The sequence below is a fragment of the Luteibacter mycovicinus genome, from assembly GCF_000745235.1.
Classification (GTDB): Bacteria; Pseudomonadota; Gammaproteobacteria; order Xanthomonadales; family Rhodanobacteraceae; genus Luteibacter; species Luteibacter mycovicinus.
Genome location: NZ_JQNL01000001.1, coordinates 257,058 through 279,290, shown reverse-complemented (window position 1 = coordinate 279,290; position 22,233 = coordinate 257,058). Strand labels below are relative to the sequence as shown.

General features: G+C 64.5%; 22 protein-coding genes. 9 read left to right on the top strand and 13 right to left on the bottom strand.

The window, feature by feature from the left end:
- Positions 1 to 31 precede the first annotated feature (31 nt).
- On the bottom strand, positions 32 to 1,195 hold the full coding sequence (locus tag FA85_RS01220) for a zinc-dependent alcohol dehydrogenase (RefSeq protein ID WP_036112793.1): 1,164 nt from the start codon (positions 1,193 to 1,195) through the stop codon (positions 32 to 34).
- A gap of 242 nt (positions 1,196 to 1,437) precedes the next feature.
- Between FA85_RS01220 and FA85_RS01215 the strand changes: the two genes are divergently transcribed.
- Positions 1,438 to 1,764, top strand: a complete 327-nt coding sequence (locus FA85_RS01215) for a hypothetical protein (protein ID WP_036112794.1) — start codon at positions 1,438 to 1,440, stop codon at positions 1,762 to 1,764.
- 5 nt (positions 1,765 to 1,769) lie between these two features.
- On the opposite strand, the gene FA85_RS01210 is transcribed toward FA85_RS01215, so the two are convergent.
- Genes FA85_RS01210 through FA85_RS01195 form a run of 4 tightly spaced genes read right to left on the bottom strand, consistent with a single transcriptional unit; the run spans position 1,770 to position 5,351 of the window.
- Positions 1,770 to 2,354 (bottom strand): SAM-dependent methyltransferase, encoded by a 585-nt coding sequence (locus FA85_RS01210; RefSeq protein ID WP_036112795.1) that lies wholly within the window; start codon positions 2,352 to 2,354, stop codon positions 1,770 to 1,772.
- Positions 2,339 to 3,076, bottom strand: coding sequence for a PIG-L deacetylase family protein (locus FA85_RS01205; protein ID WP_036117497.1), 738 nt, complete (start codon positions 3,074 to 3,076; stop codon positions 2,339 to 2,341). The genes FA85_RS01210 and FA85_RS01205 overlap by 16 nt, the downstream gene beginning before the upstream one ends.
- Positions 3,073 to 4,221 carry an acyl-CoA dehydrogenase family protein gene (locus FA85_RS01200; RefSeq protein WP_051943596.1) on the bottom strand — a complete coding sequence of 383 codons (1,149 nt, stop codon included), beginning with the start codon at positions 4,219 to 4,221 and terminating at the stop codon, positions 3,073 to 3,075. The genes FA85_RS01205 and FA85_RS01200 overlap by 4 nt, the downstream gene beginning before the upstream one ends.
- The gene (locus FA85_RS01195) at positions 4,218 to 5,351 is read right to left on the bottom strand and encodes a glycosyltransferase family 2 protein (RefSeq protein WP_081907455.1); all 1,134 of its coding nucleotides are present in this window, start codon (positions 5,349 to 5,351) and stop codon (positions 4,218 to 4,220) included. The genes FA85_RS01200 and FA85_RS01195 overlap by 4 nt, the downstream gene beginning before the upstream one ends.
- A gap of 125 nt (positions 5,352 to 5,476) precedes the next feature.
- Here FA85_RS01195 and FA85_RS01190 point away from each other — a divergent pair, with 125 nt between their 5' ends.
- On the top strand, positions 5,477 to 6,229 hold the full coding sequence (locus FA85_RS01190; protein WP_036112797.1) for an EAL domain-containing protein: 753 nt from the start codon (positions 5,477 to 5,479) through the stop codon (positions 6,227 to 6,229).
- On the opposite strand, the gene FA85_RS21285 is transcribed toward FA85_RS01190, so the two are convergent.
- The 5 genes from FA85_RS21285 to FA85_RS01170 form a co-directional block, all read right to left on the bottom strand.
- On the bottom strand, positions 6,213 to 6,479 hold the full coding sequence (locus FA85_RS21285; protein WP_081907456.1) for a DUF3253 domain-containing protein: 267 nt from the start codon (positions 6,477 to 6,479) through the stop codon (positions 6,213 to 6,215). The two genes, FA85_RS01190 and FA85_RS21285, sit on opposite strands and share 17 nt — an antisense overlap.
- A gap of 43 nt (positions 6,480 to 6,522) precedes the next feature.
- Positions 6,523 to 7,728, bottom strand: a complete 1,206-nt coding sequence (locus FA85_RS01185) for a GAF domain-containing sensor histidine kinase (RefSeq protein WP_081907654.1) — start codon at positions 7,726 to 7,728, stop codon at positions 6,523 to 6,525.
- A 117-nt stretch (positions 7,729 to 7,845) separates the two neighbouring features.
- On the bottom strand, positions 7,846 to 9,783 hold the full coding sequence (locus tag FA85_RS01180; protein ID WP_081907655.1) for a glycoside hydrolase family 76 protein: 1,938 nt from the start codon (positions 9,781 to 9,783) through the stop codon (positions 7,846 to 7,848).
- Between the two features lie 232 nt (positions 9,784 to 10,015).
- Positions 10,016 to 10,756: an alpha/beta fold hydrolase gene (locus FA85_RS01175; RefSeq protein ID WP_036112800.1), complete on the bottom strand. Its 741-nt coding sequence runs from the start codon at positions 10,754 to 10,756 to the stop codon at positions 10,016 to 10,018.
- Positions 10,757 to 10,832: 76 nt separating this feature from the next.
- The gene (locus FA85_RS01170; protein ID WP_036112802.1) at positions 10,833 to 11,393 is read right to left on the bottom strand and encodes a TetR/AcrR family transcriptional regulator; all 561 of its coding nucleotides are present in this window, start codon (positions 11,391 to 11,393) and stop codon (positions 10,833 to 10,835) included.
- Positions 11,394 to 11,476: 83 nt separating this feature from the next.
- On the opposite strand from FA85_RS01170, the gene FA85_RS01165 reads away from it, so the two are divergent.
- Positions 11,477 to 12,211 carry an SDR family NAD(P)-dependent oxidoreductase gene (locus tag FA85_RS01165; protein ID WP_036112804.1) on the top strand — a complete coding sequence of 245 codons (735 nt, stop codon included), beginning with the start codon at positions 11,477 to 11,479 and terminating at the stop codon, positions 12,209 to 12,211.
- Between the two features lie 22 nt (positions 12,212 to 12,233).
- Here the strand turns inward: FA85_RS01165 and FA85_RS01160 are convergent, their stop codons facing one another.
- Positions 12,234 to 12,596, bottom strand: a complete 363-nt coding sequence (locus FA85_RS01160; protein WP_036112806.1) for a hypothetical protein — start codon at positions 12,594 to 12,596, stop codon at positions 12,234 to 12,236.
- A gap of 194 nt (positions 12,597 to 12,790) precedes the next feature.
- Here FA85_RS01160 and FA85_RS01155 point away from each other — a divergent pair, with 194 nt between their 5' ends.
- From FA85_RS01155 to FA85_RS01140, 4 genes are all read left to right on the top strand, one after another.
- Positions 12,791 to 14,074 carry a tetratricopeptide repeat protein gene (locus FA85_RS01155; RefSeq protein WP_036112809.1) on the top strand — a complete coding sequence of 428 codons (1,284 nt, stop codon included), beginning with the start codon at positions 12,791 to 12,793 and terminating at the stop codon, positions 14,072 to 14,074.
- A gap of 50 nt (positions 14,075 to 14,124) precedes the next feature.
- Positions 14,125 to 15,192 (top strand): metallophosphoesterase, encoded by a 1,068-nt coding sequence (locus tag FA85_RS01150; RefSeq protein WP_051943602.1) that lies wholly within the window; start codon positions 14,125 to 14,127, stop codon positions 15,190 to 15,192.
- A 177-nt stretch (positions 15,193 to 15,369) separates the two neighbouring features.
- Positions 15,370 to 16,866, top strand: coding sequence for an ATPase domain-containing protein (locus FA85_RS01145; protein ID WP_036112810.1), 1,497 nt, complete (start codon positions 15,370 to 15,372; stop codon positions 16,864 to 16,866).
- Entirely contained in the window at positions 16,844 to 18,904 is a 2,061-nt protein-coding gene (locus FA85_RS01140) for a hybrid sensor histidine kinase/response regulator (protein ID WP_036112813.1), read from the top strand. Before FA85_RS01145 ends, FA85_RS01140 begins: the two co-directional genes overlap by 23 nt.
- Here the strand turns inward: FA85_RS01140 and FA85_RS01135 are convergent.
- Together FA85_RS01135 and FA85_RS01130 are read right to left on the bottom strand one after the other, a co-directional pair.
- A complete protein-coding gene (locus FA85_RS01135) occupies positions 18,852 to 20,396 on the bottom strand; it encodes a cryptochrome/photolyase family protein (protein WP_036112816.1) in 1,545 nt (514 codons plus the stop codon). The genes FA85_RS01140 and FA85_RS01135 overlap by 53 nt on opposite strands.
- Before the next feature lie 46 nt (positions 20,397 to 20,442).
- Entirely contained in the window at positions 20,443 to 20,916 is a 474-nt protein-coding gene (locus tag FA85_RS01130; protein WP_156108721.1) for a hypothetical protein, read from the bottom strand.
- Positions 20,917 to 21,130: 214 nt separating this feature from the next.
- Here FA85_RS01130 and FA85_RS01125 point away from each other — a divergent pair, with 214 nt between their 5' ends.
- Positions 21,131 to 21,553: a substrate binding domain-containing protein gene (locus tag FA85_RS01125; protein WP_051943604.1), complete on the top strand. Its 423-nt coding sequence runs from the start codon at positions 21,131 to 21,133 to the stop codon at positions 21,551 to 21,553.
- A gap of 239 nt (positions 21,554 to 21,792) precedes the next feature.
- Positions 21,793 to 22,089 (top strand): hypothetical protein, encoded by a 297-nt coding sequence (locus tag FA85_RS01115; RefSeq protein ID WP_036112821.1) that lies wholly within the window; start codon positions 21,793 to 21,795, stop codon positions 22,087 to 22,089.
- Positions 22,090 to 22,233 lie beyond the last annotated feature (144 nt).

The following is a 22,233-nucleotide window of genomic DNA, read 5'->3' as shown; positions in this document are numbered from 1 at the left end:
GTTATTTCAGCCGGTCATCGTGGGCAAGGCATCATGGAGTAAGCACGACCTTCCGACAATCTTCCTCCTTCTTGTCGAAGATTTCGTAGCCGCGGGCCGCGTCGGCCAGCTTCATGCGGTGGGAAATAATGATGTCGGGCTGAAGCTTGCCGTCTTCGATGAATTCGAGCAGTTCCGGCAGGTACTTCTGGACGTGCGTCTGACCCATTGCAAGCGTGAGTCCCTTGTCGAAGGCGTCGCCGATCAGGAAGGCATGGATGAATCCGGCATAGACACCCGGAATGCTTACCACGCCGCCACGCCGCGTAGCGGTGATGCACTGGCGGAGCACCTCGCCCGAACTCGTTTCGATCTTCAGTGTGCTCAGCACCGTCTCCGTCGTGCTGCCTTTCGCTTCGAAACCGACGGCATCGATAGATGCGTCGACACCATGCCCCGCCGTCTGCTCGAGGATGAACTCGGACGGATCGAGTGCACCGAAATCGACGGGGATCACGTCGAACGCCGAGACGGCGAAATCCAGCCGGTACTTTTCGGAGTCGACCATAAAGATGCGCTCCGCGCCCAGCATGCGCGCGCAGGCGGCGGCCATCAGGCCTACCGGGCCCGCGCCAAAAATGGCCACGGTCGAACCGCGCTCGATCTTTGCGTTGAGTACGGCCTGATAGCCGGTGGGAAGGATGTCGGAGAGAAAGAGCACACGCTCATCCGACAGGCTGCCGGGGATCTTGAAAGGCCCGACGTTGGCTTTCGGGACACGAACGAATTCCGCCTGACCACCGGGTACGCCGCCGTAGAGGTGCGAATAGCCGAAGAGGGCAGCGGGCGGTGTCATCTTCGCTCTCTTTCTGAGGGACGCACCCTGATCGGGGTTCGTCGTCTCGCAGGCGGCGAACAGGTCGTTCTCGCAGAAGAAACACTTTCCGCAGGCGATGACGAAGGGGATGACCACGCGGTCGCCGACAGCGACGTTGGTGACATCGGCGCCGACTTCTTCGACGACTCCCATGAATTCGTGCCCGAAGATATCGCCGTGCTTCGTTTCAGGGATCTTGCCGTGGTAGAGGTGCAGGTCCGAGCCGCAGATGGCGGTGGCTGTGACTCGGAGAACGACATCGTCGGCGGCCAGGATCGTCGGGTCGGGCATCGTTTCGACGCGTACGTCCTTGGAGCCGTGGTAGGTAAGAGCCTTCATGCTGTTTCTCCCGTCAAAGCCCGATCCTCTTCCTGCCGTGTTGAAGGGGAGGTGTTGGTCGCAAGCGGTTTCGCAGCCGCCACATCGACAAATGCCCATGGCCGACGCTCGGCCAGCCGCACGCGAAGCACTCCTTCACGCCGCGTTACGGTCGCTGTTACACCCGGCGTTGCACGGTCAGGAAATCATTGTCTCCGCGGCAGGTGCGTGGCGATGAATCCCATGGCTGAGAGGGTGTAACGATGGCTTATCGAAATCAAAAGGCGCTGAATTTCGTCGTCGCCGGCTTGCTCTTGCTGCCGCTGGGGGCGCTTGCCCAGACAAAGGCCGACGAATCCGCTCAGGTCAAGACGCAGACGGTGGCAGGTCATCCTCAGAAGGTCGTCGAAACACCGAAGACGAAGCGGGCTGAGGCGGCGCAGGAACTGACCGATCCGGTAAATACAAAAAAAGGCTCAGGCGATCCGCGTCGCCGGGACGCTTTTGGCACACCGGTGCCCGAGCCGCTAAAGGGCCAGGGTACGAACGTGAGCTCGGACGCTGTGCGGGCGGCGGACAAGAAAAAGTAACGTACCTACGCCGCGACAGCGCAGGTGACGTCCATCCTGTAACCTGTTCGACGTGAGGTCAGCCATCGACGCTGCGGGAAGGCGCGTATGAACTGCTCCGACGCGTCGTCTCCCGTCATCGGGTAGTTGGTATCTCCGGTCCAGTGAACCAGTACGATGTCCGCCGTGGTCGCCAGCCGCGACATGCGCTGCGTCATGACGGCGAGTTCTTCGCTGCTGAGGTAGTACAGCACTTCCGAGATGACCAGCGCATCCGCGTCGGCTTGCGTCGCCCATTCCCCCTGCGGAAGCTGCGCCTGCTCGAACGCGATGTGCGGCAGACCTGCGCACCGTTTCCGTGCGGCGGTTATGGCGACATCCGATGTATCTACACCGGTGAGACGCTCGGCGCGCGCTCCAAGAAGAGCGCTCAGTTCGCCGATGGACGAACCCAGTTCGATGATGTGCTCATACCGGTCGCGCGGTAACGCGGCGAGGGTCTCGGCGTACTTCCGGCGTTCGTACTCGCTCGTTCTGAAGTGCCACGGGTCGATGTCCTGCCGGTACAGCGTGTTGAAGTAGTCGGCGTCGAATGTCACCTCGTCGGCCATACCAGTGTCTCCGTCGGGTGATCGAACATGGCGAGGAAGCTCGCTTCGAGCTCGAAAGCGTGTTCGGCATCTGTGATGACGCCGCCGTGCTGTGAGCGGTGGGCCGCGATCGCCCGTCGCTTCGCGACGAGTGCTGTCGTTATGTCGACACGGTATCCGGTCGCCGCTTGTGTCGGCAGGCCGGTCTCGTCCGCCAGCCATGTCCAGACCGGATATTCCATGACGGCGACACCTTCCGGCCAGTCGATGTCGTTCACGATCGAGCTTGCGGCGCGGTGGTCGCCGTGCGGGTCCGTCCGTGCGGTGACGCACACCAGGGCGGGTGACGGCACACAGGCCCGCAGCGCGTTCATCGCCGCCTCGCGCGTCGTCGCAGACAGCGCATCGAGGCGCGCGTCCCCAAGGGCAAGAAATCGCGCACTAGTCGGAGGGATGCCGAGCGCGAAGAGCGCATCGGTCGCTTCCGCTCGCCGCCATCGCGCCAGCGTCTCCGGTGGAAAGGAAGGCGAGCCGACGTGTGAGCCCTCACCATCGGTCAGGAACACGACGGTAACCGGGGTGCCCATGGACTGCGCCGAAGCGAGCAGCCCGCCCATGCCCAGACTCTCATCGTCCGGATGGGGCGCGATGACGACCAGCGCGCGCCCGGCGAGCAGGTGCTCCGGCGACGTGAGAGGCAGCCGCCTGAGCGATGCGATGTATTCGCCGTCACCGTCCGTCACGACGGCCACCTGTCCAGCGCGGCTCCCTGGTACGCGGCGGCGCTGGCCCCGGCGGCATCGCGTATGGCGTCGGGCACCGGCTGTTTCAGATACGTCGCGAGGTCCCGGCAAATGCGCTCGACAGGGTGGTCCTGGTGCAAGGCGCGGAGCCCGATCGACCGCTGAGCCAGCTGGATGACGTCCGTGGCCACCTCTTCGACGACCAGACGGGCCATGCCCACGTACGAAACGACATCGGCAGGCGTCGCCGCCGGATCGTCGGCCATGCGTGCGGCGGCCTGAGTCCACAAACGCCCCGTCTCCACACGCATGACGGCTTCGGCGAGCCGTGCTCTCTGATGCGGGTCCGCGTCACGTCTCGCATCGACGAGATTCTGCTTCATGAGGTCCGCCAGCGCACCGGCGGCACCCAGCTGCGCGGCGACGAAGCGCCACGCGCCCCCTGAAAAAACAGGCTGCCGATGATAATCCTGATCGGCACCGAAGACCTGTCCCGGCTCGACGACAACGCCATCGAGCTTCACGGTACCTGTCGCGGTCGCGCGCATGCCGTGGACACGCCATCCGGACAGATCGACGACGGCACGACCCACGTCGCACCAGATCATCAACAGCTTTCCGTCCTCCGTCGTGGCGGTGAGCAGAGGCCGCTGGATGATGCCGGCGCCCGATGCGTAGATCTTGCTGCCTGAAAGGCGGAAGTGCTCCCCGTCCGCGAGCAGACGCAAGGGAGCCTCCGGCGCGGGTGCATTCCACACGCCGGTCAGACCGCCGTCGCGTACGTAGCGCATCAGCCGCTGTCGTTGCGCCGTGGAGCCGTGGTGCCACAGGAGCGCGAACGCGTTGACGTGTCCTTCGAACAGGCGGGCCAGGGAAAGGTGAGCGGCGCCCAGCCGTGTCAGCACGTGGTAGAGCGTCATGCTGGCCTGGCGGTCGATGCCCAGGCCGGCGCCGCCCTCGTCGACAGGGAGCACGGCGCCGAGCAGGCCGATAGCCCTGAGTCGGGCGAGGGCCTCGGTTGGAAAGGCCCCCGGGACATCGTCCATCCGTGCCAGGAGCGACAGATCGTCCATGCAGGCGTTCAGGGCGCCGAGGAGCCTCTCCCGCGCATTCTGCCCATCGGCGTGCAGCGCGTGCACCGTCATGCGGGGATCTCCTTCCGGGTCACGCTAAGCCGTGTCGCGAGCCATGCCTTCGCCTTAGTTATCTCACGGGGCAGATCGCCGGGTGACAAAGGCACGCGCGCCAGGGAAGGGGAGCACCGTTCCAGCCACTGCCACGTGTCCCCGAAATGCAGGGACGGCGCGCCTGAGATCTGATGGGCGGGCAGGCCGAGCGAGTGTGCAAGAGCGGCGTCCGGTACGCCTGGCATGAACGTCCGTCGTGCGCGAGCCCGCTGCGTCGCGCGATAGACGTGCGTCGAGCAGGCCTCGATCATGGCGTCGCAAGGGAGGTCGTGCTGTCGCGACCTGTCGCTGAGCGTATCCGCCATGCCGCCGCTTGCCCGACCGGTCAGTCGGGACGACGTTTCGACCCGCGGCGAGGGGGCATGTCGGACCGACAGATCCCGGGCAAGGCAGGCGTCCACGAGAGCCCGGTCCTCACCGTACGGCGGCGCGGGTAGTGCGCGCAGTTCGCGAAGGGCGTCGGCGCGAAAGGCAAGATTGGCACCGGAGCATCGTCGATGCCGCGGCCAGGGATTGTGGGGGACAGGATCGCAAAGCGCGTCGATTTCATCGAGCAGACTCGTGTATTCCGCCTCGATCCGATGCCGCGACCGCAAAGACTCCGGCCAGACCGCGGCGGTCTCATCGACCGTGATCTCGCCGGCGACAGCATCCGCACCGCCGTCGATCATCGCCTGGATCTGGACCATCCATTCGCGAGGCACCCGGCTATCCGCGTCGGTGGTCAGGATGGTGCCGCCGCGCCGCTCACTCAGTGCCGTCAGTGCGAGCGAGAGTGCCGCCGCGCGCGCGCCGCCAGCGTGATTCAGGGCTGGGTCGAGGGCCACCTCGATGAGTCTGAGGGGCAGGCGTGTGCTGCCCCAGCAGGCGGACGCAGTTTCCCAGCTGGTGTCCGAACAGCCATTGAAAACGAGGATGACGGCGAGAAGCTGGATGCCGCGGCGATCCATACGGGCGAGCGCGTCAAGGCATCCAGCGATATTTTCAGCCTCATTACGTACCGGGATAGCCACGACGACGGGCGGCGTGTCGGTTTCCATCGACGGCCCGGTCCACCGGTTGGTCCGCAATGTGGTGAATCCTGTCATTCGTCAATCCCCTGCGCAGTAGACGAGAAGAGCCCAACAGGCGTGAATGGTCCGCATCGGAACGGTGGTACCTTCAGAATCGCGGATGCCGGCCGATAAACGGGGACTTGAGGAACACGGAAACGATGGACAGCCAATTGACCTGCGGGGCCTGCCGCGACAGCGATTCACTTGCCGCCGGGATTACGATGGCGTTTCAGCCCATCGTGGACGTCGCCGCACGTACCGTCTTCGCGCACGAAGCACTGGTACGTGGCATCCATGGCGAGGGAGCCGCTGAAGTACTCAGCGGCATCGACGAATCGAATCGTTACGGTTTCGATCAGGCGTGCCGGGTGCGCGCGCTGGAATGTGCTAAGGATGCCGCGCTTCCCGCGCTGGTCTCCATCAATTTCCTGCCCAACGCCGTCTACAATCCGGAGCATTGCCTCCGGGCGACCCTGGCGGCCGCGGAACGGGTGAACTGGCCGCTGACCGACATCATCTTCGAAGTGACCGAGCACGAAGAGATCACGGACCACGCGCACCTGCTCTCCATCCTCGCGGCTTACCGGGCACGCGGATTCAAGACCGCGATCGACGACTTCGGGGCGGGATACGCAGGACTGAATCTGCTGGCCGACTTTCAGCCGGACCTGCTCAAGCTGGACATCGGCCTGATCCGAAACGTCCACGAAGACGTGGTGCGCCAGCGCATCGTGAGACACATGGTCCGGTTATGTGAGGAGATCGGCGTCCGCGTCATCGCCGAAGGCGTCGAGCTCGCGGAGGAGGCGAAGGCGCTGTTCGACCTGGGTATCTCGCTGCAGCAGGGCTTTTTCTTTGCGCGTCCGGCGCTGGCCCCGCTGCCGGACATCCGTTTTATTTCTGTGCCTTAGACCAGCCTGGGCCGCGGCGAAGACGGACAGGTCCCCGATCGACATCCTCCGGGGATAGTCGCTCCGCTCCCTGAGTGATGACGACGCGCCCGCTACGCGCGAGCGCGGCGGCGACTTCGCGTACCTGTGGCATGAGTGCCCGCCAGGCGGCTTCGTCGGCGGTGAGCGCCCGCGCGACATCCGACGGACAAATCGACGCCTCGGGAGCTCGTCGACCCAGAAGCTGGATGATTGTCGCCTCTATATCCATGCTCGCTCCCGCCGGCGAGGCCTGAGCCGAAGGCGCTTCGCCCTCAAGCGGCGACCCGCACTCGCGGCACGCTGAGGGTGAAACGCGTGCCTTCGTTGGCGTTCGAGTCCACCCGAAGGGTTCCGCCGTGGCCTCGGGCGATCTCGGACGCGATGTAAAGGCCAAGACCCAGCCCGGGCTGGGAGCGTGGCGATTCCGGCCGGAAGAACGGCTCGAACAGGCGTGGCAGGAAGTGGGCGGGAATGGGCTCGCCGGCGTTGGCGACACAGACCTCGATGCCGTCTCCGGACTGTGCATAACTCACGACGATCGGCTGGGTGGGATCGCCGTGGGCCACCGCGTTGTTCAGCAGGTTGGCCATCAGCTGCCGGATGCGCCGGTCGTCGAAGCGTACGCCACAGTCGATCTCACCTTCGGTCACGATCTGGCACGTGGGGTTGCCCAGGCGAACCTCTTCCGCGACACCATCGAGAACCATCTGCAGATCGGGGCCTTCCTCGAGGTCGAGTTCCAGTCGTCCGGCGAGTCGGCCGCGGACCAGATCCATCACGTCGGCGATGAGTCCCGTCATGCGGTTGAGGCTCTGCGTCAGATTGCGGGTCAGGCGCCTGGCGCGCTCGCCTTCCTGCAACGGTTCGAGGAGTTCAGCGGCCAGCTTGGCGGCCTGCAAGGGGCTGCGCAGGTCGTGACCGACGACGGCAAGGAACTGTTCGCGCAGCGCGCCGGTCTCCGCCTCGACTTTCAGGGCGTTTTCGGCGGCCATCGTGCGGTCGTGGAGGGCGAGATGGGAGGCGACGAGTTCGGCGAACATCGTGAGACTCGCGAGGATCGTCCCTTCGTCGAAGTCGCGCGGCGCGCTGTCGATCGCACACAAGGTGCCGAAGAACTTGCCGCCCTCGGTCAGGATGGGCACCGAGACGTAGCTTTCCAGCCCGTAGATCCGGGGCGTGTGGTGCGCCGAAAAAACAGGATGATGGCTGGCATGGCCGAAGATGACCGACTGGCGATGCTCGCGGATTTCATCGCAGATGGTGCTGTTGAGGACGAGGTCGCCGCCCGGAAGCAGTCCGAAGTTCAGGTGGTCGAGTACGGCGCAGGCGGTCCAGCGATCGTCGGTGACGCGGGCGATGGCGGCGAAGCGCATTCCCGTGACCTTGCAGACCGCTTCCAGGACCTTGGGCACGATCGACAGCCGCTGGATGGCCTCAACGGAGGCCTCGACGCTCAGGGGTGTCAGGGAATCGGTCATCGGCCAAGCATAGCCGGGAAACCGGCGCGCCGCTGGATCATCGGCACGGCGGTCCATGATCCCGACGGTGGCGGGAACCTCCGTCCCGTCCCGTGACGAGGACGGAGGTCCTTCAGCCTACTGGAGTATGTTCGCCGTCACGTGGTACACGCGACCGCCCCAGCCGTCGTCGGGGAAGGCATCGGACACTTTCAGGTACACGGGCTTCGACCCGTCTGCCGCCGCGCCGAGGTACGGGGTGAGGTCGATGGTGCGGTCCGCCTTGTTCGAGCCATCCGTGACCGGCTGCGACTCCTGCAGCACCGTGGTCCAGTGCGCGTTGTCCTGGCTGATCTGCACGAGGAATTCGGCATCGATGGTCAGCGTGACATGCGCGGCGGACGTGTCCGCCGGGAACGGGAAGCGATACGTGAAGTGGGCATGGCCATCGGCAAAGCGGTTCTGCACGCCGTTGCTCTGCGACCCGCCCGCGTCGAACAACCAGGGGTTCTCGTCGACCGTGCCGGTATCGAAGTCGATCGCATGGGCAACGAGCACGTCGGCCTGCGTCGTGAAGCGTAAGCCCGCCGCTTTCAGATACACCGTCACCATGTGGTGTCCATCCGCCGCGTTGCCAGGCACGGTGACGTTCAACGGCAGCTTGCCGCTGACCGGCGCCGAGATGCCGTGAGGCTGAAGGGCAAGCAGATTCGTACGTGGCGTCGCGTTCCATCCCGAAGGTACGTCGACCGAGGCGAGCGCGAGCACGGGCAGGAAGCCGGTGGCCGAAACGCCGAGGTCGACGGGAATCTTCGTCGTGCCGGATGCCGACGGCATGATGACCGGTTGTGCCGGAGACAGCGTCGCCGCCAGCGACTCAAGCGGTGTCGCGGCGGGCACATCGCCAATCAGCGCGCTGAGCGCGCTAGCCTGCGTGCGCCAGTCGAAGACGTTGGGATGATCGTTATCCGTCGCTCCGGACCAGCGGGTGCCGAGTCGTCCTGCCGCATCTCGATCGTTCGCCCAGACGCTTTGCGCCTGGTGGTCCAGGAAGGTGGCATAACGGGGGTCATGCGTGGTGTCGACCAGATCGGTCCAGTAGCGCGTGAAGATGCCCTTGAACTGCTTGCCATTGTCGTCGCAGCTCTGATCGGCTGCGTCGCAGCTCTCGGTGAGGATGCCATTGGTCGCTAAAGCGTCCGGTCCGATCGCCGCGTCGGCGAGGCGCTTCACTGTCGCCAGGATCTGTGCATCCCCGGTCGCCCGATACAGTTCCAGGCCCCCGCCGATGGCGAGCCCCTGGTTGTAACTCCAGACGGTCTGGCCGTTATTGATGCATGCGTTGGTCAGTCCGTCGTTGACCAGTCCGTCGGCATTGACCATGCCGCTGCCCTGGAACCAGGTCCACGCCGTCCTGGAACGGCCCAGCCACAACGTGTCGCCGGGAATGCGGTTATGCAGTTCGGCGGTGAGGCGGATCCACAAACCGTTGGTGATGGCATTCTTGTACGTGCGCTCGCCGTCCCACCAGACGCCACCACCACAGGTGCCGGTGTCCCAGTAGCCGTTGACGTAGTTGGCGATGGTGACCGCCATGGCCAGGTACTTGGGATCCTTTGTCAGGTCATAGGCCCGCAGCCAGGTCAGGGCCCACCATTCCGAATCGTCGATCGCCCGGCTGGTGAAGTTGCCCAGCAGCGGATCGCCCGACAACACGCCGGCGGGAAAGGCGCCCTTGTCCTTCTCGAACGTGTTGTCCAGCTGACCGAGGTAGCGGCGGTCGCCGGTGCGCTGCATGTAGTCACCGATGGTCTGCAAGGCGACGGCGGAGTTCCACCAGCTGGAGGGGAACCAGGCCTTCACGGGATCGTAGGTGGCCATCAGCACGTCGGCTGCCACACGCGCACGCGCAACGGCGGTCGGACCGTCGACTTGCGGCCCGGTCAATGGCGCGTGTTCCGCGGCGGCAGCAGGCAAAGCCGCCGCCATGGTCGCAAGGCTTGCTATGGCCAGCAGCGATTTGAAACGGGCACGCGTCGGCACCAGCCGATGCGCGATCGGCTTGAACTTGATCATCGGATTCACTCACCGCTCCTCAGGGATACCCACAACCCATCTGTCCGTCACCGGACCGTGGGTGGTCATCCAGTGGGGAAACGTGCACGCAGGGCGCCGTTTTCGACAGGTCTGAAGAGGCGTCGGCTCGTGCGAGTCGGCGAAGTGTCGCAGAGGTGGTTCGTTGAAAATGAGAACCAGGTCAAGGCAGCGCGGTGCTTTCAACGGTAACCAATTTAATCCCGGCTCGCGATCAGCTGAGTTCCCTGATGATGGCGACGACGGCGGCGGCAACGGCCTCGGGTGCTTCCAGAACCATGAGGTGCCCGGCGCCTGGAATGGTGATCGTTCCTGCGGCCATGGCGACGAGACGCGGCGGCACACCGAGCGCACCTACCGACTTTGCGCCCTGGATGAGATAGGTGGGAACCGATGCCATGACGCTCGCGACGGCCATGGCGTACCCGGGATGCACGGTCTCGACGAGCAGGGCACGCGCCATGGCATGTATCGCTTCGGCGGACTGGTGAGCGAGCCAGTCTTCGAGACGTGCCAGCTGTTCGGTGTCGAACGCCATCCGCTCCTGCGCGACGAACGCGGCCGGGTTGGCGCGAGCTTTCTCCAGCCACGCACGTATCGCATCGCCCGACATGGGGGCCAGGCGCGAGGAGAGGAATGCGTCGCTTGGCGCGAGGTTTCCTTCCGCACTGACCAGGCCCGCGACACGCCCGGGCCAGGCCTGGGCAAAGCGCACGCACACGGCCGCCCCGCCCGAGTGGCCCGCCAGCAGCACCGGCGCGTCGCCGAATCGCTCGGAAATCTGACGTTCCAGGTGCTCGACCTGGTCGGCCACGGACCGCGGAAGGCGATGCGCGAACTCACCGAAGCCAAGAAGATCGGGGCTGATGACCCGCGACGGATCGAGTCCCGCGCGCAATTCCGGAAAACGCAGATGGCCGATGAAACCTTGGACGTAGACGACGGGCAGAGGCATTCGGCGGTCCTTGCAAGGAGATGCAAAAACTTATCACGCACGGCGCCCAAAAGGGTTCGTGTCAGCGGCCTCGGCGTTACGGCGAGCGAGGCCTCGCGGTCAGCAGGGCATCGGCAATGACGTCGAACAAATGCGCCGCTCTCGGGGCAAACGAGGGCTGGTCATTGAGCCAACCCAGCGCCGCGATGAGTGACAGCAGATCCGCCCCGTCGATGTCCTTGCGGGCCAGTCCCGCGTCCTGGGCACGCAGCAACAGTCGGGCACCGTCCGCGCGAACCTTCGTGCACGAGGCATGTAGCGCGGAGTTTTCATCGTCCATCGCGGTAGCCATCAGGTCGACGACGCCGCGGAAGGTGTGGGTGAACGCGACCGCCAGCCGTGACCACGTCAACAGCGCTTCGTCGGGAGCGCAGGTGGCTTCGATGTCGGTCGCCTTCCGTGTCAGCTCGTCCATGGTGGTGCGCAACAAGACTTCGAGTAATGCCTCGCGTGTGGGGAAATGGCGGTACAGCGTCCCGAGACCGACCTCCGCCCGCCGCGCGATATCGCGGAGTGACGCATCCGCGCCCTGTTCGGCGACGACCTCGGCGGCGACGGCCAGTACCTGATCGTAATTTTTCTTCGCGTCGGCTCGCATGGGCTTCCATTGACAAGTGGAGCGGTGCTCCATATATTGAATCGGAGCACTGCTCCATTAAATATAACTCAAGAGGAAAGGCCATGGGTAAGCTGGACGGTAAGGTCGCGGTCATCACGGGTGGCAGCAGCGGTATGGCGCTGGCCACCGCGCAACGGTTCGTGGAAGAAGGGGCGTATGTGTTCATCACCGGGCGCACCAAAGCGACGCTCGATGAGGCCGTGAAGCTGATCGGTCGCAATGTGACCGGCGTGCAGGGCGATGCGGCCAATCTGGACGATCTGGATCGCCTTTACGACACGGTGAAGCGCGAGAAGGGCAAGGTCGACATCATTTTCGCCAGCGCCGGCACGGGCGAATCGGCCATGCTCGGTGACATCACCGAAGAACATTTCGACAACGTCTTCGGCCTGAATACGCGCGGCACGCTTTTCACCGTGCAGAAGGCTCTTCCGTTGCTGACCGAGGGCGCATCGATCGTGCTGAACGGATCGATGGTCGTGGTCAAAGGATTCCCGTCGTTCGGCGTGTATTCGGCGAGCAAGGCCGCGTTGCACGCGTTTGCGCGCACATGGCTGAATGAGCTCAAGGACCGCCGGATCCGGGTCAACGTGCTGCATCCCGGACAGGTGCGCACACCGATCCAGGAAAAGCTGTTCGATGAAGCGACGATCCGTCAGTTCGAGTCGATGATCCCGCGGGGCCAGATGGGCACGTCGGAAGAGATCGCGAAAGCGGCTCTCTTCCTGGCATCGGACGATTCGACCTACGTCAACGGGGTTCAGCTCTTCGTCGACGGCGGGACGTCGGCGATCTGATTTCAGGCGCCTTGCGGCCCGGTCACGGAGCCGCGTGGCGGCTGAGCAGGCCGTAAGGCGTGATGGCATCGCGCAGGGATGCCGAGGTCATCGCGCCGTAGGGCAGAACGGTCTCCGCGGAGGACATCGCTTCGTGGCTCACCGCGCCGTAGGGAAGCACCGTCTGCGGCGCTGCGTGCACGTCGTGTCCGACGGCTCCGTACGGGAGCAAGGTATTTGCCCCGTTCGCCACATACACGGCAGGCGCCGTGTCCTCATTTGCGGGAGCCACCTGCTGCGATGCCTTGCGGACCTGCGGCGCGACGACAAGGAGGCCAGCGGCAAGAACCAGTGCGGCCAGGGGGAGCGCACGGGACGGCGTGCGGGTGAGGGCGGTAGTGTTCATGGTGTTTTCGACTTGGGGCGTTCGCCCCCGGTTGCTTCTGTGAGCGTAGAGCGTGCGCGGCAAGCGCGTTCCAATCCAATCGTTACTTGCTATGGGGGCGATAGCGAAGACAAATGAGCCTTCGCACGTCACCCAGGGTTGTAAGACGGCCGCCTATGGATAGACTAGGGGTTCACCAGGGGAAGGGAACAGGGATGTACTGGCATAAGCGTGTATTTATCGCGTTCGTCTGCGTGCTGTCGGCAACTGCGCTTGCGCAGGACGGTCCTGCGCGTCAAAGCAGTTCGGCGGGCGCCGCCGCTACCCGTCCAGGCGGGTTACTGCACCATACGACCGACGCCGAGAAAGCGGTCATCGAGGACATGGCGCGCTTCGATGCCGATCCCGATCGTCTTGCCCGCTGCCTGCATTACCCGGATCCGCGGGACGTGCACTGGGATCACCGGGAAGTCGACTTGCTGTGCCACTTCCAGTTCGACCCCTTGATGTCGCTCGGGCAACTTCAGCAGGTCTTCGATGCGAAGGGCTCCAAGGCTCTGGAGCGATATTTCGACGGTTTGCTGAGAGATCAGGCTCGCATCGAGACCTCGTGGAAGCTGGACGAGGCTTTCCTGCGTACCTTCTCGTGCGCGTGCAAGGAAGCGCGCGATCTTGCCGACGCCTGGCTCGCGCGTTCGCCCGATAACGTCTGGGCGCACGTTGCCAGCGGTCTGCAGCATGTAGCCGCGGCCGGTGAGGCGCGCGGGGGCGCCTTCAGCCAGGACACCTCGGACGAGCGGTTTGCGCGGATGGCACAGCTTGACGCGAGAGGCGCTGAAGACCTGCAGCGAGCCCTCATCGCTGTCCCCCATCTGACGCCAGCCACGTACGGCATGCTCTGGGTCGAAGCGCGCGAGGGCGAACGGCTGGAAGCGAGGGAGCGCCTCGAAAAGGCTCTGCACGAACATCCCGACAATTTCATGTTGCATGAGGAAGCAGCCAGGCTTCTTCAGCGTAAATGGGTGGGATCGGACGCCGATCTCGTCGCCGAGCAGGAACGGGCGCGGGCGGCCGGCGCGAGCAATCCGTTGCTGATCCTCATCGTGAGCCAGATCGAATGGACGCGACGCTCGTGCGGCGACGAATGCGCATGGAGCACCGCCGACCTGGAGGCCATGAACCAGATCGGTCCGAGCCTGCCCGTCATGCGACAGATCGCACAACGTCGCGCACGCGCCGGCGGCCCGGCGGATGCCGCGATCTACGCTACCGAGGTGCTTCGCATGTCACCCGCCTCCGAAGTAGCGAGCCGGACCGAGCGCGGCCTCGCCCGCCTGTCGATGAATGATGTGAAAGGCGCCGAATCCGATGCGGAAGCCGCACTCGCGGCGAAGCCCGATTTCGAGCGGGCGCTCCAGCTGATGCAACTGATCACGATGCGGCACCGGTTCGACAGCGGACAAGGCCCCGACAGACTGCGTAAGCAGCCCACCATCTGAGCGGCCACTGCCGGTAAACTCGTCGTTTGACAGACGGGCAGGGAGCGGCCATGACGCGCATCGCAGCACTTTTCGACGGCCCGCTTGACCTGATCGGCGACGTCCACGGTGAGATCGACGCGCTGAGGGATCTGCTGTACCGGCTTGGCTATGGTCCGGACGGCACGCACCCCGAGGGGCGTCGGCTGGTCTTTGTCGGTGACCTCTGCGACCGCGGTCCCGACAGTCCCGCCGTGCTCGACCTGGTCAGCGGGCTGGTGGAGAGCGGACACGCGCAGTGCGTGCTCGGCAACCACGAACTGAACATTCTCTGCGGCGCCATCAGAGAGGGCAACGGATGGTTCTTCGAGCACGACCACGATCGTGCGGAGGGGAAGTTTCACACGTCCGCGGCTGTCGACCCGACCATGCGTTCACGGTATCTCGCTTTCCTGGAAGCGCTGCCGCTGGCCCTCGAGGGACCGGGTCTTCGCGTGGTGCACGCCTGCTGGCACGCGGACTCGGTCGGGAGGGTGCGGGCGGCTTCCGTGACTGGCACCACCGCCATGTTCGACCAGTGGGAAGAGGAACTCGAAGCGAAACTGGAAGCCGACGGTGCATTCGTCGGTGCCCGTGACGAGCGGTTGGCGTTCGGCGAACTCATGCATGATCCGAACGCCCTGATGCCCATGTTGCCCGACACGGCGGTCATGGACGAGACGCGCCAGATGGCCAACCCCATCCGGGTGCTGACCTCCGGAGTCGAGCGTGTCGGTACCGCGCCGTTTTACAGCAGCGGAAAATGGCGCATGGTCGAGCGCGTCGCCTGGTGGAACGAATACGCCGACGATGTGCCGGTCGTGATCGGTCACTACTGGCGCTGGCCGTATCCGGTCGATCGCGCCGCGTTCGGCAAGGGTGGTCCGGACCTCTTCGGCGGCGCCTCCTTTGACGAACCGTTGGGAGCGCGAAAGAACGTCTACTGCATAGACTATTCGGTCGGTCGGCGGTTTCAGGAGCGGCTGCGGGGCACGGACTTCCAGACGCGACTCGGCGCCCTGCGCTGGCCCGAGCGAGAGGTTGTCTTCGATGACCTGGCCACCGCTGGAGTCGCAGGATCGGTCGCGCGCCGCGGTTAGCGCGACGCGAAAACGTCTTCACCATCGGTTCGGTCGATCGCACACAAATGTGAAGACGTGTCGATTATTCGGCTGCCGCATTTGCCGTCGAGAAAGTGGGGAATTCGGTTACCATGGCCTCTGAACAGGTGCGCCGCCCAGGCTGCGGACCCCCGTCCGTCCCGACCTGGTTCCCCCATGCCTCTTCCCCGTATGACGACCGGTACCGCCGGGCTGGACACGATCCTCAAGGGCGGGTTGCCCGTCGACCGCGTCTACCTGCTGGAAGGCCAGCCGGGCTCTGGCAAGACGACCCTTGCCCTGCAGTTTCTCCGCGAGGGCGTGCGGAACGGCGAGCGCTGTCTTTATGTCACCCTCTCGGAAACCACGGACGAACTGACCGAAGTGGCGGCCTCGCACGGCTGGTCGCTGGATGGGATCGACCTTTTCGAACTGGCCTCCGCCGAGGCCGTTCTGGGCGACGGTCGTCAGCAATCGATCCTGCACCCGTGGGAGATGGAGCTCGACGGCACGGTCCGACTGATCCAGGCGGAGGTCGAACGCTTCAACCCGAGCCGCATCGTCTTCGATTCGCTGTCCGAACTTCGCCTGCTGGCCCAGGATGCGCTGCGTTACCGTCGTCAGGTGCTGTCGCTCAAGCAGTTTTTCGCGCCACGCAACATCACCGTGATCCTGGTCGACGACCTGACCGGTGAGGGCGGCGAGCGTGATGCGCACCTGCACAGCCTTTGCCACGGCGTGCTTTCGCTGGAGCGCCTGACCCTCGATTTCGGCGCGGCGCGTCGACGCATGCAGGTGCAGAAGCTGCGCGGTGTGGATTTCATCGCGGGTTACCACGATCTGTCGATCGAGACGGGTGGCATGCGCGTTTATCCGAGGCTGGTTGCTTCGGATCATCACAGGCCTTTTGTCGGCGACGCGGTGCCCAGCGATATCGCCGAACTCGACGATCTGCTGGGAGGCGGCCCGCTGCGAGGTACCAGCACGCTGCTGACGGGGCCCGCAGGGTCGGGGAAAACCAACGTCGCCCTGCAGTTCGTCGCCGCCGCCTGCCAGCGCGGTGAGCATTGCTGCATTTTCGAATTCGACGAGCGTACCGGGACGTTGCTGACCCGGGCCGACGCGCTCGGCTTCGACCTGCGGCCGCATATCGAAAGCGGTCTGCTCGAGCTGCGCCAGATGGACCCCGCGGAAATCTCACCCGGTGAGTTTGCCTGGAGTGTCCGCGAATCCGTGCAGGACAAGAATTGCCGGGTTCTGGTCATCGACAGCCTCAACGGATACCTCGCATCGATGCCGCAGGAAAAGCAGCTGATGCTGCAGATGCATGAACTGCTTTCCTTCCTCAACCAGGCAGGCGTACTGACCTTGCTGATCAACCCCCAGCACGGTCTGGTCGGCACGATGTCGACGGGTAACCTCAACGTCAGCTACATGGCGGACACGGTCATCCTGTTCCGTTTCTTCGAAGCCCAGGGGCGTATTCGCAAGGCGTTGTCGGTCATCAAGAACCGCAGCGGCGCGCACGAAGACACCATTCGCGAATTGCGCATCGACAGTCAGGGTTTGCGTCTGAGCGCGCCGCTGTCCGATTTCCGTGGCGTGCTCACGGGTACGCCCGAATTCCTGGGAAGCCCGGCGCCCTTGCTGGATGAGCTCAGTGCCGTTCAGTAAGACGGTCCTGCTGCTGGCGCCTTACGGACGCGACGCGGAGAGCCTGGCGTCCATCATCGGCGAGAACGGCTATCGATCGGCGATTGCCTCCTCGCTCGAAGACCTCGCGCAGCGCCTCGACGACTCGGTGGGCGCTGTGCTGCTCACGGAGGAAGCGATCGCCGGTGACCCGGCGGCGCTCGTCTCGGCACTGCGCCATCAGGAATCGTGGTCCGACATTCCCTTCGTGCTGCTTCGTGCGCCGCGTTCCGCAGGTCCCGGTAAGCGTGCGGCGCTGCCGGACGAAGCCCTGAACGTCGTCGAGCTCGAGCGCCCGCTGAGCGCCGCTTCGCTGGTCAGCGCCGTCACCTCGGCGCTGCGCGCGCGGCATAAGCAGTTCATCATTCGCGACCAGATGGTGCGGCTCGAGGAAAGCCAGGCGCTGCAAGCCGAGAGCGAAGCGGAGCTGCGCCTGATTGCCGATTCGATCCCCGTATTGATCGGGTTCGTCGATACGAACCTGGTTTACCGTTTTGCCAACCTCGCTTACGAGGAATGGTTCGGCGTGCCCGTGAAGGAGATCCTCGGTCGGCGCATGCCGGATGTACTGGGACCCTTGACGTGGGCTGAGCGAGGCGAAGCGATCGACCGTGCGCTGCATGGACGTCCCGTGCGCATGGAGGTCAACTGGCCGCGCCGTGACGGTCGCCGGCGCGACGCCGAAATCCGTTATCTGCCTCGGTTCGATGCCGATGGCCGTGTCGACGGATTCCACATCTTCGCCACCGATGTCACGGTGCGCAAGGTCGCACTCGAAGCGACGCAGCAGCAGGCGGCTCTGCTCGAGTCGCGGGTCGCGGAGCGCACGGCCGAGCTGAAAGCCGAAATGGCCGCGCGCGAAAGCAGCGAGGAAGCCTTGCGGCAGGCGCAGAAGATGGAGGCGGTCGGCCAGTTGACTGGAGGCATCGCGCATGACTTCAACAATATGCTCACCGGCATCCTGGCCGCGATGGAGCTGATGCGCATGCGCCTGGATGCGAAGCGCTACGAGGGCCTCGATCGTTTTCTGGATATCGCCTCGACATCGGCCCAGCGGGCCGCGGGGCTCACGCAGCGGCTGCTGGCGTTTTCCCGCCGTCAGTCACTGGACCCGCGCCCGGTCGATGTGGAAGTCCTGGTGCGCTCGATGGAAGATCTGCTGACGCGGACGCTCGGCGAGCGCGTGCAGCTGCATATCGACCTGGGGCATGTGCCGCATGCGATGGTCGACCACAACCAGCTCGAGAGTGCGCTGCTCAATCTGGCGATCAATGCGCGGGACGCGATGCCCGAGGGTGGTTCGCTGTGCGTCAGGACGACGGTCGAAACGCTTCCCGACACGTCGGACGACACGGTGTACGTGGTCATGTCCGTCACCGATACCGGCACCGGCATGGACGCGGGCACGCTGGACAAGGTATTCGAACCGTTCTTCACGACCAAGCCGATCGGACAGGGCACGGGGTTGGGCATGTCGATGATCTACGGCTTTGTCCGGCAGTCGCATGGACATGTCCGCATTACCTCCGCCTTGCGGCAGGGTACGACGGTACGGCTTTATCTGCCGATGGCGACCGGGACCGAGGTTGCACCCGAGCAGGGTCGCGCTGTCGTGTTGCAAGGTGGCGGTCAGCGCATCCTCGTCGTGGAAGACGATATGCAGGTACGCTCACTCGTCACCGAGCTGCTGGAACAGCTGGGTTACGACGTGGAGGCCGTGGAGTCCGCGGATGCCGCGCTTCCCCTGCTTGCCTCCGCACGTCCTCTGGACCTGCTGGTCACCGATGTGGGGCTGCCTGGACTGAACGGCCGCCAGCTTGCCGAGATCGCCCGCCAGTCGAGGCCTGAATTGCCTGTGCTGTTCATGACAGGCTACGCGGCGACCACCGCGACGCAGGGGGAGTACCTCGATGTCGGCATGACGCTCATCACCAAGCCTTTCAGCCTGAGTGCGCTGAGTTCGGCGGTCAGCGCGATTCTGGGGAGTACTCGATCCGCAGTTGCCGCGCACGGGACCTGATGGCTTCGCGCTGATCTTCGCTCAGTCGTTCGGGCGAGCGCCACTGCAGAGCCGCGCGTGGATGATTCCAGAATCGCGCCCGGTGGCGGTCGAGGAAATCCCAGTAGAGCGTCGTGAACGGGCAGGCGTTATCGCCGACCGCTTCGCCCGGCTTGAAGCGGCAATCCGTGCAGTAGTTGCTCATGCGCTCGATGTAGCGGCCCGATGCCGCGTACGGCTTGGATACCATGCGGCCGCCATCGGCGAACTGGCTCATGCCCAGTGTGTTGGGTGCTTCCACCCATTCGACGGCGTCGACATAGATCGCGAGGTACCACTCGTGGATCTGTGCCGGCGCGACGCCGAACAGGAGCGCGAAGTTGCCGGTGACCATGAGACGCTGGATATGGTGGGCGTAACCGGTCTGCAGCGTCTGGGTGATCGTTTCCCTCATGCAGTGCATGTCGGTGTCACCGGTCCAGTAAAAGGCTGGCAGCGGTGCGTCGGCGCGCAACGCGTTGGAGGCCAGCAGGCGCTCCGGCGATAGCCAGTAGACGCCACGCACGTATTCACGCCAGCCCAGGATTTGCCGCACGAAGCCTTCGATCGACGAAAGACTGACCTCGCCGCGATGGTAACGGCCGAGGGCGGCGTCGATCACCTCGGCGGGCGACAGCAGGCGCAGATTCATCGAGGTCGACAGACGTGCATGGTAAAGCCACGGCTCGCCGGTCCACATCGCATCCTGCCAGTGGCCGAAGGCGGGCAGGCGGTGGTCGAGAAAGTCGGTGAGTGCCTCCAGTGCCTGCTCGCGGGTGACCGGCCAGTCGAACCGGTCGAGTTCACCGGGATGGTCCGGCAGCGTGGCCTCGATATCGTCGAGGGCGCTCTGGGTGATGGCATCCGGTTTGAACGCCCTCGGGCGTGGGACCCAACCGGGTCCTTGCCGACCGAAGCTGCCCCGGTTGTCGGCGTCGTAGTTCCACTTGCCGCCGACGGGCTTTCCGTTCTCGAGCAGGATGTCATGCCGCTGGCGCATCCAGCGGTAAAAGTTCTCCATGCGCAGTTCGGTCTTGCCTTTGGCCCATTGGGCAAAGTCATCGACCGAGACGAGGAAGTGGCGATCGGGCCGCTCGACGTATTGCACGCCGCATGCGGCGGCCACTGACTGGATGCCTGTACGCAGGCGGTGTTCGCCGGGACGGATGACGATCAGGCGTTCGGGCTTGAGGTGCTGGAGGGTTTCTTGCAACAGCGCGGTGAGGTCGTCGGGGCCGGCGTCGTTGAGCTTCGCGTAACGCAGCGGAAACCCTTCTCGCTGAAGTTCGGCTGCAAAGTGCCGCATGGCAGCGATGAACAGGGCACTCCGCGCCTTGTGCGACCACACGTGTTCGGATTCGCCGCGTCGCTCGGCTATCCAGACGAGATCGGTCGCCGGATCGAAGTCATCGAAGGCGGAGGAGTTCCGGTTGAGCTGGTCACCGAGTACGACGACGAGGTGGCGAATGGTCATCGGTGGAGTTTATCTCCGCCGGGAGCCATCCCGCCGCCTCAACCGGTCAGAGCAGCGTGCACGCCCCCGCGGTAGCGCGGCCGCTGGCGAACGTCACGCTGGAGCACAGCACGCGGACCGCCGTGCCGGCTTTCAGCATCGAAACGCCCGACCACGCGTCGGCGCCGAGAACCATTCTGGGATCGGTCGCGCTGCCGCCACTTGCCAGCGTCAATACCGGAACACCCGGACCGTCGGCGTCGACGCTACGAACGTCACCCGTGATTTCCAGCTGTCGATGAGCGAAGTGCTTCGCGGCGACATCAGGATCCGCGGCAAAGGCGCCGGCCAGATCGCCGGCCGAAATCGCTTCCTTCGCCTGCATCGGCGGCCTGGCCGCGTGATGGCCCGCCACGACGGCTACCTGCCTGGAGGGCGGTTGAACCGAATCCTCGCCGGAAGGATGGCTTCGGCAGCCGCCCAGCAAGGCGAGGCCTGCAAGGGCTACGGAAAGGATGAGGGGGTACTTTGAGGTGTTCATGGGGGCTCCTGGCGGCCAAGATGGGGGCCGCCGTCGCCTTTTCCAGAGGGCACCTCGCAGGTTCAGGCGACCAGGACGGCCTTACTCCCGTCGGACGGGGCGTATGCCATGGCCTCGTCGATCTGGTCGAAGGCGAATTCCTTGCCCAGCCGGGTCCGGAACAGGGGATCCCCGATCACGCCGCCGAGCGCTCGCAGTGCGGCAACCAGACCTGTTGACCGAAACGGAATTCGTGATCGTGGCGAGCCCAGCGTATCTCGCCGAACACGGTGTTCCGCAGCGGTTGTCCGATTTGGACAAACACAGCTGTATCGTGTTCGCGCGTGGTCGCGAGCGTCGCCCGTGGACCCTGAAACAAGGACGGGAAACCGTCGCGTACGTGCCGCATGGGTCGCTGGTCACAGGCGATGCCGAACACGTGCGGGCAGGCGTGCTCAGTGGGCTTGGTATCTCCCAGGTACCGATGTGGCTGCTGGCAAAGGAAGTGCTTTCCGGCGAGGTGCAGGTGGTGCTGCCGGAGTTACAGCCCGCACGCATACCCGTGCATGTCGTTTATGCGGCGGGCCGGCGCATCCCGATGCGCGTCCGGGTGTTTATCGATTATCTGGTGGAGGCGTTCACCGCGGCTGAATCCTGAAGGTCTTTCCCGATCGCTCCCAGCAGTCCCACCATCCATCGGGTTTCCGCCGTATCCATCATGGGTGCGAGTGCGAGCAGGTTGCAGGTCATCGGCTGCATGTCGAACGGCAGCTCGAAGAGGGTCAGTGGTGTACCCGGATTCGCCACGACGACGATCGTCTTTCACCGGGCGACGAAAACATCTAGGCGGAGGGTATGGCACCATGCTTCTCACGGCACATCCTGAAGGAGCGGGTTTTGGCAAAACGTCTGTCGGTTGGCAAGCGCAGGCTCGGTGCAGCGCTTGGCGCATCACTCAGCATCTTCGTTGCCATCATGATCCCGACGACCGGGAATCTCTGGTCCATGTGCGGCATGTTGCTGCTCTGCTGGAACATCGCGTTCACGCCTGGCCCATCGATCGCGACGCCGCTGGGCGAAGTTTACGAGCGCGCGCGGGCCGGTAGTTTTCGCACGTCTACGACATCGAAACTCGTCAGCCTGGCGGGCATGCTTCTGATCGTCGTTGGTACGTATTACACGTACGCCCGGTGACGATGCAGGGCGCATCCGTTAAGTTCGTACATCGTTCCACTCCAGGGCGTGATTCCGTACAAACATGTAAGTTCAACATGCGGGAATGTCAGTCGTTGGGCAATGGATTTGGCCGCACCATGGTATTTCAGGCCCCATGGAGTA

What these genes read in the sequence shown, in the direction of transcription:
- FA85_RS01220 (WP_036112793.1), bottom strand. Translation starts at nt 1,195, where the DNA reads ATGAAGGCTCTTACCTACCACGGCTCCAAGGACGTACGCGTCGAAACG.
- FA85_RS01215 (WP_036112794.1), top strand. Translation starts at nt 1,438, where the DNA reads ATGGCTTATCGAAATCAAAAGGCGCTGAATTTCGTCGTCGCCGGCTTG.
- FA85_RS01210 (WP_036112795.1), bottom strand. Translation starts at nt 2,354, where the DNA reads ATGGCCGACGAGGTGACATTCGACGCCGACTACTTCAACACGCTGTAC.
- FA85_RS01200 (WP_051943596.1), bottom strand. Translation starts at nt 4,221, where the DNA reads ATGACGGTGCACGCGCTGCACGCCGATGGGCAGAATGCGCGGGAGAGG.
- FA85_RS01195 (WP_081907455.1), bottom strand. Translation starts at nt 5,351, where the DNA reads ATGACAGGATTCACCACATTGCGGACCAACCGGTGGACCGGGCCGTCG.
- FA85_RS01190 (WP_036112797.1), top strand. Translation starts at nt 5,477, where the DNA reads ATGGACAGCCAATTGACCTGCGGGGCCTGCCGCGACAGCGATTCACTT.
- FA85_RS21285 (WP_081907456.1), bottom strand. Translation starts at nt 6,479, where the DNA reads ATGGATATAGAGGCGACAATCATCCAGCTTCTGGGTCGACGAGCTCCC.
- FA85_RS01185 (WP_081907654.1), bottom strand. Translation starts at nt 7,728, where the DNA reads ATGACCGATTCCCTGACACCCCTGAGCGTCGAGGCCTCCGTTGAGGCC.
- FA85_RS01180 (WP_081907655.1), bottom strand. Translation starts at nt 9,783, where the DNA reads ATGATCAAGTTCAAGCCGATCGCGCATCGGCTGGTGCCGACGCGTGCC.
- FA85_RS01175 (WP_036112800.1), bottom strand. Translation starts at nt 10,756, where the DNA reads ATGCCTCTGCCCGTCGTCTACGTCCAAGGTTTCATCGGCCATCTGCGT.
- FA85_RS01170 (WP_036112802.1), bottom strand. Translation starts at nt 11,393, where the DNA reads ATGCGAGCCGACGCGAAGAAAAATTACGATCAGGTACTGGCCGTCGCC.
- FA85_RS01165 (WP_036112804.1), top strand. Translation starts at nt 11,477, where the DNA reads ATGGGTAAGCTGGACGGTAAGGTCGCGGTCATCACGGGTGGCAGCAGC.
- FA85_RS01160 (WP_036112806.1), bottom strand. Translation starts at nt 12,596, where the DNA reads ATGAACACTACCGCCCTCACCCGCACGCCGTCCCGTGCGCTCCCCCTG.
- FA85_RS01155 (WP_036112809.1), top strand. Translation starts at nt 12,791, where the DNA reads ATGTACTGGCATAAGCGTGTATTTATCGCGTTCGTCTGCGTGCTGTCG.
- FA85_RS01150 (WP_051943602.1), top strand. Translation starts at nt 14,125, where the DNA reads ATGACGCGCATCGCAGCACTTTTCGACGGCCCGCTTGACCTGATCGGC.
- FA85_RS01145 (WP_036112810.1), top strand. Translation starts at nt 15,370, where the DNA reads ATGCCTCTTCCCCGTATGACGACCGGTACCGCCGGGCTGGACACGATC.
- FA85_RS01140 (WP_036112813.1), top strand. Translation starts at nt 16,844, where the DNA reads ATGAGCTCAGTGCCGTTCAGTAAGACGGTCCTGCTGCTGGCGCCTTAC.
- FA85_RS01135 (WP_036112816.1), bottom strand. Translation starts at nt 20,396, where the DNA reads ATGACCATTCGCCACCTCGTCGTCGTACTCGGTGACCAGCTCAACCGG.
- FA85_RS01130 (WP_156108721.1), bottom strand. Translation starts at nt 20,916, where the DNA reads ATGAACACCTCAAAGTACCCCCTCATCCTTTCCGTAGCCCTTGCAGGC.